We start from the raw sequence: 13,090 nt of genomic DNA on the forward strand, positions 1-13,090 counted from the left end.
ACAGTGTGTGGAAGATCGTGCTCGGTCCAACAAAGGTCGCATTCGTCGTCCTCCTCTGGTTATGCTCCGCGCGATGTGCACTTTAGCGGGGGGTGCATCTGAGCCGAACGCCCGGTCTCTCGCCAACTGATGTTCAAGGAGTCTGCCGGATGTACAGACCTCTTCTTGGTTCATGGAGCCTTGGCTGCATGCTGTCGCGTTCGCCGCTCTTCATGATCGGATTCGCCTCTGTACTGGCTGCACTACCGGCCTCAATGCTCGGTGCCGCAAACCGGACCGCGCCTCCGACCGGCTGCTGCGCACTCGACACCAGCGGCGATGGTTACATCGATGAAAATGAGGTGCTCGACCGCATCGAATTCTGCCAAGCGCACCCCAATGAGTGTGGCGGGCCGACTCCCGCAATGGCATGCCTCCAAACTCGCTGCCCCCCCAAGTCCAAGGAGCGACAGGGACCCAGTGCCCCAAGCGCGACGGTGACCATTGCCCCTCCGGCGGAGAACCCTGAGGAACCCCCTCGGCGCGATCCTCCGCCCGCGCCACAGCCGCCCCCCCTCACACCTCCTCCGGCTCAGCCTCCGGCTCAACCTCCGGCTCAGCCACCCGCGCAGCAGCCCCCGGCTCCGAAAGCACCACCCAAGAGCACCACGGATTGCCCGGTGGACCTCTATTCCGGTGCAAAGATTGAATCCGTCGAAGATCTGCGCATCACCTTGCCCGGGGCAGACTTCGTCATCACTCGTCAATACACGAGCCTGCAAACCTCCGGAACGGTTTGGCCGCTTGGCGAAGGATGGTCCCTTTCAGTTTTCAACAGCATCCGCACCGACATGTCCGGGCCTGGCAGCACAGAGCGGATCATCCTGCGGGGGCTCCCGCTGAATCAGACCAGTGTGTACGAGCAGGTGTCGGGCTCAAGCCCAACCACGTGGCGGGCAAGCCCCCGAGGGCAGGAGTATTTTCAGCAGACCACACTGACGGCCAACATTCTGGATCTCTCGAGCAACACATACACGAACGCGAGTCGCGGAGTGTGGAGGCTGACATACCCCGGTGTGTCTACCGTCGACTTCTACCGGAATGACGGGACCAGCACGCCCCCGTCGCTGGTGGGGCTTATTGCGCAAGAGGCCGACGTTTATGGCAATACGCGCATCTACGACTACCAGCTCTTCGGTCCGTCGTCGGGAACACAGGTCCCGAAGCTGGTCCGCATCCGCTGCTACAGCGGGGGCGCAAGCGCGTCGGGAGTACCCATCGCTGAGGTGTACTTCAACTGGAATCTCTATCCAGAAACCTACTCAAGCGTGAACTCACGCGTACGGCTGGGACGCCTGGCCTCCATGACAGCCGTCCGCTACTTCGAAGAGGGTGGACAGACCTGGGTAAACCCGACCAATGCTGTTGGGTACCGCTATTTTCAGCCCACCACTGTGTTGGACCCGGACGACAACGTGGTGCGTCCGGCGCATCACACGTCGGTCGGAACTGCGGGGGACCTGGTCCAGGTACGGTACTCGGACTCGCCCGATCCAAACCCTGCGGCGACGGACCTGCAAGACTGGGTCCGCGTCCAGCAGTACCGCTACTTTGGGGGGGCGTCAGCTTCCGTCAACGGTGAAACGATCACTGGCGGAGCACACCAACTCAAGGCAGCTATCAACCCGGAGCAGATCGAGTACGCGGCCGCTGCGTTGGCGACGACGTTGGACGACGAATGGCTCGACACCTTTGCTGACAGCTTACTGGTGTTGGCGGATGCGGATGAGATCACCGGCTTCGAAGGTGATCGTCCAGTGCTCGATCTAGCGGCAAAGGTTGTGTCCTACAACACCTCCGGTGCCCACAACAAGAAGGTGCAGACTCAGTACCTCCAGAACGGGTGCGCCTGCAGCGGGGCCGCGCAGTCGGTCAAGAACTCCTACGCCTACTACACATACGAATGGGGTACCAGTTCGTTGGACGGGGCCACCTGCAAGGTGGTTGAGGCTTACAAAACCTCTTCGGGCTACACGACGCTCCGCACGGAGTACAGCGACTTCAAGCAGCTGACCGCGACCTCTGGCCCTTACCTCATCAACCACGCGATCGTCTCAAATATTGCGGGACTGGCGCAGCGCTGGGTCACTCAGTACGACTACTCGTCCACCACGCGCAATCTCACACGGGTGGTGACGCCCGCCGCCGTTGATCACTACTACGCGATTGACGAGACCGGCGGCTCCACATCTAGCGGATCCATACGTCCTTCGACCGCAGTCGGGCTGAAGGCGAGCGAAGGCTTGGTGCATCACTACGGCTACACGGCTGACCATTGGCTCACTTCAGAGTCCGTCTCAAAAGGCGTCAGCACAACCCCAGTGACCGTCCTGGTGGTGACGTACCCCTCCAGCCCAACCACGAACCAGCGCAAGTGGCTGCCCACGAGCATTGAGGCTTACACCGACTCCGCTTCTACGGCCGAAGAAACGAAGCAGACGACAACGCTCGCGTACACCTTCCACTCCGGGGATGCGATCGCCAGCACTTCCTGGATCGTAGAGGCTGAATCACAGGATGAGGGTGGTCCAGGGGGAACGCTTTCCAGTACCTGCCTATTTGGGGCCAACGGTCAGCTGCAGTGGGTCCGTATGTTCGACGGTGCGTTGATTCACATCGGGCGTGAATCCACGACCGGTCAAGCTGTGCTGGTCGTCGCCAACGCGAATCCGTCCGGACAGACAGGGGTTTACCCAGCCCTGTCTGGGTCGAGCTACGGCGGCATCACAGTTGACAGCAGCTGGGGCCGGTACAGCAGTGGCGGCTCGCTCTCCTGGACCCACACTGTCAACCCCCGTGGCCAGCGCACAAGCACTACAGAGCCTGACGGCTCCACAAGCTACCTACATCGAGCGATGCAGGTCGATTCACTGCGCGGCGGCAACTTTTACTACTACACCGTAACGGGGCTCCCGCCCCAGATCCCGGGGTCGCCCGCAACCGCGTCAGGGCCCGCGCACGTCACGTGGATCAGTGCTTCCGGGTCCGTGCTTCGTGAGAGCGACTTCCTCATTTCCAGCGGCTACGACCCAGGGGCGGGTACCTTCACGATCAGCTCCACGGAAACCTCCCGGTCTGCCTCCTTCCTCAACCTTGGTGGAAACCTCACGAGCGATCAGAGGTGGTATGACATCGCGAACAACCTGTCGTATTCGAACACCTACGAGTACGATGACGCCGGCCGCGTGTCTTACATCACGGACGCGAACGGCACCATCACGCATATACCGGGGAACGGCCTGGACAGCAACAGCAACCCACTGAACGGGTACGATGCCCTTGGCCGCGTTCTCATCCGTGAGGTGGGTACGTCGAAGAGCCCAGCCAACTTCACGCGGCTTGCTGAGTTCTACTACGACGATACTGATGGGGACTCAACGCTCGAGCAGGGTATCGGTAACGGAAATCTCACACACGTAAGGCTCTTCACGGGTGAAACCTCAAGCGCCTATGGGCCATCGTCCCGGACGATCACCCGAACCTACAACTATCGAGACGAGCTCATCCGCATGGTGGGCCCGAGTGCGCCCTACGCGGAACTGGACTACGACAACCTGGGCCGACTGCGGAGAGCGGGCCTGTTCACCTCTGCAACTAGCGGGGATGAGCCTTCCGCAGTAAGGGCGACTACCTCCAGCACGCGCGGCAAGTACATTGAGCTTTCCTACAGCCAGCGGGGGCTTCCGTACCGTTCTGCAATCGCGGTGGACCCGACCGACCTCGGTGATGGGTTCATCGAGCAGCGCTCGTGGTATGACCCTTCCGGTCGCATCATAGAAAAGTGGACTCCAGGTCGTCCCGCTGTGAAGCGAGACTACGACGGGCTCGGTCGTGTCACATCTGTCTTCCTGACGGATCGGAACAATGACTCAATCACCGGAAGCACCGCGTACGCTTCGGCCGCTAACCGCACGGACGACACCGTTTTCGAGCAGGTGAATCGCACCTTCGACTCGTTGGGCCGCCTCAGCATCGTGGCTCACCTGCAGCGCATCCATGATTCTGCTCACACTGGCGACTTGACCATCTCGGCGAGCACGCCGAACGCGGTTACAACCTACCGAGGCTACGCCTACGACGCAGCGGGGCGCACGCTCGGGTCAGTGTACTTTGGCACAAACGACACCTCCAACGACTTCCTGAAGTCCGGCGGGTCGGCCCCTTCGGCGCTCTCCGCTGTCCCCTCGCGGGCGGACAGCGCCTTCGCGCACGCCATCATCAACTCGGTTACCTACAACTCGCGCGACCAGGTTGAATCAGTTATTGACCCCATGGGCCGGGTCACAAAGTACTTCTACGACGATCTCGACCGTCCCTTTGCGGTTGTCGAAAACCATGTCTCGGACCCGACGTTCACCTTTAGCAGCGGGCATTGGAACGTCACGGGCTCAATCACGGCCGACGAGAACCGCACGACAAGCTACGTCTATGACGGCCTGGACCAGGTGACAATGCAGGCCGCGCACCTGCCCCCGGTCAGCAGTGTCGCTCAGGCGCAGGTGACAAAGTACGTGTACTCGTACTATCACTCACACGGGAGCAGCCACACCGTCGGTAGCCCCAGCAGTTCCACTGCCACGTTGGCCGCCGTGAACGACCTCTTGTACGAAGTGTGGTTTCCCGATCGCAGTACGGGCGAGCCAAGCAGCTCGAACAAGATCACCTACGCCTACAACGCTCTGGGAGAGCCGCGCAGCGTGACCGACCAGAACGGCACCCGCCATGTCTACACGCGCGATGCCTCGGGCCGCCCGATACGCGACAAGGTGGAGGCCTTCGGGACGAACATTGACAACTATGTGGGTGCAATTGAGGCGGTCTACGACACCCTCGGGCGTCTGGACCGTATCACATCGCTCTCGTCGGACACCACGCCGGTGAAGCGCAATCAAGTTCGGTTCCGGTACAACAGCTTGGGGCAGATCTCCCGGCTCTATCAGGACAACGACGGTGAGGTTGAGTCCAGTGGTGATGACGGTGCTCCGCTCAACTCCACCACGGTCCTGCAGTACGGTTACGATACCCAGACTCTCTCGGCGGGGAACTACACGCGTCTGGCGAGCATGACATACCCCTCAGGAGCGGTGTACACCACCGGCTACGGAGCGAACACGACAGCGAACCATCGGGTGGGCCGTCCGGTCAAGTACACGCTCGGAAGCACCGACCTTCTGGAGTACAGCTACCTCGGGTTCGGCACAACCGTCCTGGCGCAGTTCCCTCAGATCGATGTCGACCTTGACCGCACGATCAAGCCTAGCGGTCACCGGCGAACGTCTTCAGTCACCTCGGGTGTGCAGGGTGAATACCACGGCTTCGACCGCCTGGGGCGGCTTATCCGCCAGTATTGGGTGGACTCCGATATCACTAATGGCGGCGGTGCGTACCCCACGAGGCCGCAGATTTTCGCAGAGGAGTACACCTACGACCGCAACTCCAACCGCACGGGGCGGCGCGATGCCCGGCCCGGTGCCGTAATCGGTAACCGCGACTCCCGGTTCGAGTACGACGGGCTGAAACGATTGAAGGAGGCAAAGCGCGGTGTAGACAGCATCAGCTCGTTCACCTCTGGGAAGGGCAGCCAGCGCTGGACGCTCGATACCCTCGGCAACTGGGCGGAGTTTGAGTCTGACCTCGCTCCCAACTCCACCACCGGTAACTTCGGCACGTACAACGACGCGACGGGCGACCTCCACGAGACGCGCGCACACAATCGGAACAATGAGGCGACTGGGCGTGTGCCGAACACGAACGTGTCGTCGACATCGCTCCCGTTCAATTACGACCCGGCGGGGAATCTGCGCTCCTACACGCTCGAGAACACCGGCACTCGCACGCTCACCCACGATGCGTGGAACCGCCTTGTCAACGTCACAGAACTCGGAAGTTCTGGTTCGATGAGCTGGTACGGTTCGTGGGATCACCGTTACAACGGGCTTGGGTGGCGGATCACCACCGGCACCGCGTTGGGCGGGCTTACCCGCGAGATGCGTTACTCGGCAGCTTGGCGACTTCTAGAGGAAGAGGTCTCGGACGGCGGAGAGTTCGGTTCGACGCCGCTGCGCCGAGTTGAGCGATTCTGGGGACAGCGGTATATCGACGACCAGGTCGCCTCCCGCGTGACCCCATACGTGCTGGTTGGTTCGACTTACCAGGAAGGCACGCCCCAGCTCTACTACCACCTCACTGACGCTCAGTTCAGCACCGTCGCCACCCTAGACGCAAATGCCAAGGTGGTGGAGCGAGTGAGCTACGACGCATACGGCAATCCGCGCCACCGGTGGCCAGGGGACTTCGACGGGGACGGCGATCAGGACAATGACCACGATGCTGCCGCTTTCGCCTCGATCGCAGAGGCCTACCTCGGCGACGAAACCTATGTCGCCGAAATGGACATCAACCGCGATGGAGTCATGGACCACCAGGATCCTGACGCGTTCGGAACATTCACCGTCAAGGTCGCGATCGGTGGAATCAGCAGTAGCGGGCCCGACAACTCGATCGGCTATTGCGGGTACGTCATCGACCCCACGACCGGATGGTACTTGGCGCGGAACCGCTGGTACGCGCCCGAGTTGGGGCGGTGGGTCGAGCGGGACCCCATCGGGTACATCGATGGAGCCAACCTATACGAATACGTCACAGGAAATCCGCTTCGCTTCGTCGACCCCTACGGGCTCTGGGGTGAGACATGGGCGCAGGATCTTGTCAATGCCGGGTGGCCCCGTGCTGGGCAGGCCCTTGGTGCAGCCGGCGGCGCTCTTGAAGGGGCTGCTACGGGTGCTTGGAACATGGTGGAGGGAGCTGGGAAGTCAGTTGTGGAGGCTGGTGCCATCATAGTGGATGGGGCCGGGATGCTCACTGACCTCGCCGCCCTCGAAGTGCTCGACAAAAACCTGGGATACGAGGCTATTTCAGAGTGGGGGAAGAGGCAGGAGCATGGCGGTTCGTGGGGAGAGGTGGGGGAGGATACCCTGAACTTCGCAGGACGTGGTGCCGCTGCGATGGTCACAAGAGGCGGGTCCGAAGTGTTGATCAACGTGTGGCAACATCATGACATTGACAATCCGGACGACATGGATGCGCTCTCGGAGAGCATGGGGTCCATCGTATTCTGGAACACTTTGGCGCATAACGCGCGCTACGCAGGTCAGGCCAAGGGTCAGGGCCAGAGCGTCGCGCGTTGGGGGCAGGAGGGTCTAAGAAGCGGTGATTGGGTGATGTCCGGCGGGAAGAACATTCTGAATTTTATGCTTTCAGGCAAAATGTTCGACCGGGGGCTGTTCCGAGTTGCTGAGATGTATCGGACGGGACGCACATATAGACTCACAGAGGGACAGAAAGTCGGGCTATATCCGGGGCTGTGGGGGAAGATCGCATACTTCTTCTTCGGACACCGGCAGGTGAGGTGCCCCGACCCTGCAACCCCCAAGCCACAGCCTACGGAGGGACGTTGACTACTACTCGGTTAGTTCTCGGTTCAATTGTTGGGTTGTTTGGTCTTTACGTGTGCTTCATGAACTGGAGAATTCTTCTCAAAGATCTTCCGCTTCCGCTGTTGCCCTTCTTCGGTGCTGGCCTGCTGATCTGTGCCGCTTGGATTGCCAGTGCGCAGGTATTCGGCCGATTCGTTTGGGTCCCGCTCCTGATCGACGGAGGTGCAGTGCCTTGGATAGTTCTACGGACGATAAAGCCGCGCGAGTAGGTCGAGTGTGGCAGTAGGCACCCGGCCCGGCATTACGGCCGATGAGCGACTTTCTTCTTCACGTCATAGCTGGATCGTTGGTCCACTCAGCCGCGCGTGAAGCTGGCGTCTGGGGATGGCGGCGACTGCATCGTAATGCGCAGCTTTGGTGCGGAACGGGCATGTCGGAATGGCCGGCCTGAGGCTGAGCGGAGCTGCAAACCCGTCAGGAGAATCGCGTCAGGTGTCGTCGTCCCTCGAAGGTCCGACGACCGGCCCGAACCGCACCTGCCAGAACTCGTCAAACGGCGCTCTGAAGAAGTCACGAAGAGGGTCGGCACGCCCGCCAGTAAGCCTTTCCAGGAAACGATCCCATTCCCCGAACGTTCGCTTCACATCCTCCCGCTTACGCTCGAAGATCTCTCCGGCGCGAACCTCGTTCATGGCTAGGATCGTCACGAAGCGGTCGAGCGACTCCACGTCCCACACTTGCGGTTCCCATTCCAGAGGAACGGGCCAGCGGTCTCGATCGTTGAGAGGGATGCGCGGGCGGATTACCTGGTTCTGCATCCATTCACCGTTGGCCTGCGGGAAGTGGCCCAAGGTCAAGACGACCCCGAAGATCGGCTTCTTGGAGTCGAGCAGCAGGTCATCGTAGACGCCTGCACGGATGTCCCTGGCTGTGGCCCGGACTTGCTGGCTACCTTCGGCTAAGTGCGCAGTGGTGCAAGCGGGATCGCGCAGCACGGGCGGGTCGATGAGTTGGGCATTGAGTTGGACTGCCTTCGATTCGACCACCAGGACGATGTCCGCAAACTCAAAGATCCCGTCACAACTCCGCTTGGACGCTCGCTCTCGGATGACTCGTTCATCCACCTTCTGGAGCAGACCGGGCGCACGCGCCATCACCGTGTGCAGGTACTTCTCGAGGCTTTGGCCGAGCTCCGCAGCGAGTTCTTGGGGGCAATGCCTCTCGCCTAGCTCAAGTACCGCGCTGATGGCAGCAGTAATCATGAGATCAGGGCGTGGGATGACGAAGTCCCCAGGCAGCTGAATGGCCGGACGGCGCAGAAAGGGAGATTCAACGCTGCTGGCACGCAGCGGCGTGGCCATGTCGCGGGTAACACTGTGCCGCCCGGCAAGTTCGTCCGGCGTGTAGGACAGCTCCCGCATACACCGGTAGAAAATGGGTGGCGGGATAAGCGCGTGTGGAATCTGCAGGCCGTAGTCCATCCCCATTTCGGGGTAGCGGCGTTTGAATGTGGCTGCCCACCCAAAGAACGCGGTGACCAGGAGGTCCTCCACAGAAAAGCCGACGTGGTGTGCTATCAATGCTGACGTGCGAGGAAGTGGCTGGTCAAGCCAAAGAAGCCGAAGGGCGCGGCCCACGGACAACCGAGTGGCGTTGAACTGCGTTTGGAGCTGCTCGCGATCAAGGAGCATGAGCCAGAGATCGACAGATTGAAGCTCCACAAGGAAGTACGTCTGGACGGGATTGGTGAACTCCCGATACAGGCTCATTACGCACTGGATGACGTGCTCGTCGGCGACGAACCCTTCGGGGCGCTGGCTGGCGAAAGCCGCACATTCAATGGCGTGCAGGAGGTGTGCCGGCGTCCAGCGACCGAGCAGCGAGCGGTCCTGGTGGGCTGCATGGATTCTCGCGCTCACCTCGGATACGAACGAGCCGTAGTGGATAGGGGCGAGTACGTCGTAGAGCGATCGATAGAACGCACGGATAGCGTTCTCCGCGTGTGCTCTGCCGTGTGCCTGTGACTTGCCCACCCGTGCATCCTACCGCGATCGTGAACTCCTGCGCCGTCATGCGCGCTTTGGGTGCGGAACGGGGCTGCGCTCGCAAAGGCCACCAGAGGCTGGTCTCGGCGGGTCATTCAATGATGAAGGATTCCGTAAACGGTGTTCTAAAGCCACGTTGACGAGCTTCAAACATGACCGCGCGCAAAGTGCGGGTGGTGCTGTCATAGCTCGTCAACGATGATCGCATGCGCACGCTAATCATTGAGCGAGCAGCGGCGACGCCATCGGACATGACTGAGCCGTACGCGTCAATAATGCTCACAATAGAAATCAGTGCGGCGGTATTGTCCGGTCTAGATTTCCACTCGTTGAGTAGGCTGTCAACCACCGAATCCGCAACGGCTGCGGCAAGGTCTTTTCGGTGAGGGGACGCAACATTGGCCGGGAATAACAGCCACCGGAGCCGTTGCGCATACGCAAATCGATCGTCCAAGCACCTAGCAAGGGCCAGGCTAGCATTCGCGCATGCCAGCATCTTAGCCGCAAGATCTCGAACCTCTGAGGTACAACCATTGCGCCATTCCACATCCATGGCGGCGCGCAAAAACCTCATATACCTCGTGAGCGCGACTCTTTCACACTCGGGTCCTTCCTCACGGGCCGCCTCAATCGCACGAGAATATAGCCATTCTGCTCGGTTGAGGTCGGTCCGATGTGTCCACACGAACCAGGCCCAGCGGGTATAACTGACCATGAGGTGAGCCAGCTGCACTTTGCGACTGACCGGGAGGAGTGTTGAAGGAAGATCTAGAGTAGCGACCCGAAAAAACTCATCCGCAACCTTGGCCATGTCGGGGTCACCCGACTGATAAGTGGCGAGCGAAGCGATCCTGGCTAGGTCCGAACTGGCCCGATAGTCCTGCCACGTCAGCGGCACGCCAGTGTCTCGGGCCTGGCGGGTTAAAGCCGAGCGACCGATGTCAAGTGCCTCTACAGCGTTCGGGCGAAGGTGGTAAGATCCGAAGACCCCCCCCACAAGACGCGCTGCAAGGTTGTAACCGCTGAGCTGCACATGAACCCTAACCGCCCTCTCCGACTGGGCCACATCGAGTGCCAATCTCTCTGCACGCGTAAGGAGATAGTTTCGCTGCTCGCCACTCAGGCCGGAGTTGTTCTGAGCGGTCCTCGCAAGGACCGTGGCACATCCAAGCGTCAATCGTGGAGACCGCGCTTCAAATTTCTCTGCGACGGCCATCACCGCACCAATGGAAGAGGCGTCCGAGAGTTCTCCAGGGCAGAGATGCAGCAGTCCTATGAGGACCGACGCGTAGGTATGAAGGTCCGTACCGTGTAATGCTCGTGGAAACCCTTTCTTGAGAGTGTGCCATGCCTCGACGTAGAGACCTGTCGCGATATCTCGCTGCCCTAGGCCCCGCATCGTGCCAGCCCAACTGGCAGTAGACGGAAGATCGAGACCCTCAGGAACGCGGATACGATCCTTCATCCGCCGAAAGAGTTCCCGTGCGATTTCGGGGTGGCTATTCGGAACTGTATGGGCGTCGTACTGTTTCAAAATACGGTCTAGATGCCATCGCCAATAGTTGAAAGTGGACTTGCACGGATTGGCGAGGGTGTGCCCCATAATCTTTAGGAGTAGTTCCGTGTAGCACTTCACTGAGTGCGTATGAGGAGCCAGCAGCTCCAAAGCCAGGATCGGTCCTCCCATATGGAACACGGCTGCATGTGATCCGAAAATCTGGGATCTCTCGGTGTCACGCCGGAGAATGCCTGCGGTCAAAAGCTGAGCGTCTTGCGCGATCTCGGCACCAAAGGCAGTTGCGACAGCATCAGCAGGCACGCTCGTACCAGCAGTTTGCGACAGAGCCACCCACATGACCAGAAGCTGAAGGTCCTCGGGTAATTGTTGGTACTGGCGCACCAGTGAAGCCGTGGGCGAAAGGGACCCCAATCGGGCGTGTTCAGGTAATTCTCGCCACAGAAGGGCGAGCATTGCGAAGAGTTGTTTTTTGAATCGGTAGCGATGACGCAGAATGGTCTCTGCACCAGCGGTGTCAAAGCCGCCGAGTCTGAGCCATGTGCGGGCAATTGAACGAACCTCATCGAGTTGGAGCTCTAAGTGGAATTGAGTGTCAGGGCGACTACCCCAGGAGACGTGGGTATATTCCGGCCGCGAACGATCGCGCCTTACTCCTAAAACGACTGTGTACCCGTGCTTTGAGAGCTGTTGAAGGCGTGCAGCGACTGAATCGCGCTCACTGGGAGATAAATAGCCGCGCGAGGGTGCGTCGTCTAACACCAGAATCGGCGGTGAAAAGAACCCGGGACCTACGCGCGGTCTTGTGAGCCCAACCCACCGGAGGGACTCGAGGCCGTGCGGGTGCGTATGGGTCCACTGAATGAATGAGCGCCAGTCGCCAATCACAGTTGGGCGATGTCTAGATAGCTCTGCGGCGACCTGAGCCAACAGTGTTGAAAGCCCATTCCCGCGATCTGAGTACACTTCAATCATTCCCGGCGCGGGCGGGCAAGCGGCGGCCACGATCCTCGAAGTGATTGCCCGACCTGCGAGTGCACCTGAAAATGCGAGTTCTAGCACTTCCTGGCGAGTCGCCAACCCCTCAATGTACCGCCTACCGGCCGCTCGTGATGGTTGTCGTGGTGAAGCAAAGTAAAGCGAATGCGCCAGCAACCCACGTTTGGTGCGGCGGAGGCTGTGCAAATGGAACAACCCTTTGCACAGTAGAGAGGAGCCCTGAAGTACAGCTCGCCAGTCCATAGATGAAACCGATAAGGGGCCGGGGCACTTGAGGAGTGCTCAGTTTACTCAGACGGGCGTATGCACGCGATGTCTCCGGCCTCGGTCACAGGTACCTCCGCCCACAACGCGCCGCCGTGAAAGGGGCAGGGGCGCTCGTACCCGCCGACCACCGCCCCAGGCTATCGAGCCGAATACGCGAGCCGTTGGGCCCATCGGCCCACGCCGACGTGATCCAGAGCGTTCCGCCGAAAGGCACGGTTCTGCATGCGCGCTTTCAGTGCGGAGCGTGCCTGCGCGTCGGGGCAGCTCGCCGCCCATCCACGGCCTGCTCCGCGCTCGTTTCGTCCTGGCCCCTGCGCTCCCGCGCTCGATTCGCTGGCGGGGTTGAAATGAAGAGCCCCGCCGGGCACCTGGGGGGTAGGCGCACGCAGCGGGGCTGTCCTGAAGAGGGGGCCTACTGGGTGGTGGCCCCACGATGTTGAGGCTCCAGCCTAACCCGGCAATCTCCCGGTCGCAAGACCGATCCGCGCCAGAATCTGGAGAGCTCTAACGCGCCCGCAGGCGTGGGAGGTCCGCGCCCTCGGAGGATTCCTGCGCTTCCTCAAAAAAGATTCCGCCCGCACTGTTCAGCACTGGAGCCTTCGTGCTTTGGCACTGCTGGCACAGTGCGTTGAGCCCTTGTTTTGCCCAGTTGAAAGCGCGTTTCCGCCCGGTAGGGTGTGGCCGCCGCAATAGGGCGGCGGAAAGCGAAAGGCTGAACAAATGGCAACGCTCAGGCTCAAGGTTGACGGGATCGAAGCGGCGGTTCTCTCCGAGGCCCTCTCCGGCAC

The 13,090-nt window shown here is 60.7% G+C and carries 4 protein-coding genes; 1 reads left to right on the forward strand and 3 read right to left on the reverse strand.

Annotated features, from left to right (window positions below):
• Positions 1 to 659: 659 nt before the first annotated feature.
• A complete protein-coding gene (locus VD997_17495) occupies positions 660 to 7,496 on the forward strand; it encodes an RHS repeat-associated core domain-containing protein (protein HYE63790.1) in 6,837 nt (2,278 codons plus the stop codon).
• A 467-nt stretch (positions 7,497 to 7,963) separates the two neighbouring features.
• On the opposite strand, the gene VD997_17500 is transcribed toward VD997_17495, so the two are convergent.
• From VD997_17500 to VD997_17510, 3 genes are all read right to left on the reverse strand, one after another.
• Entirely contained in the window at positions 7,964 to 9,508 is a 1,545-nt protein-coding gene (locus VD997_17500; GenBank protein HYE63791.1) for a hypothetical protein, read from the reverse strand.
• Between the two features lie 103 nt (positions 9,509 to 9,611).
• Positions 9,612 to 11,492: a hypothetical protein gene (locus VD997_17505; GenBank protein ID HYE63792.1), complete on the reverse strand. Its 1,881-nt coding sequence runs from the start codon at positions 11,490 to 11,492 to the stop codon at positions 9,612 to 9,614.
• A gap of 1,314 nt (positions 11,493 to 12,806) precedes the next feature.
• Positions 12,807 to 13,090, reverse strand: a 284-nt coding sequence (locus VD997_17510) for a hypothetical protein (GenBank protein HYE63793.1), incomplete at its 5' end; no start/stop codon positions are given.

The organism is Phycisphaerales bacterium, assembly GCA_035627955.1.
GTDB lineage: Bacteria > Planctomycetota > Phycisphaerae > Phycisphaerales > UBA1924 > JAEYTB01.

Bases quoted from the DNA above. Each gene is read 5' to 3' on its own strand.
- VD997_17505 (HYE63792.1), bottom strand. From the start codon at position 11,492: ATGCTCGCCCTTCTGTGGCGAGAATTACCTGAACACGCCCGATTGGGG.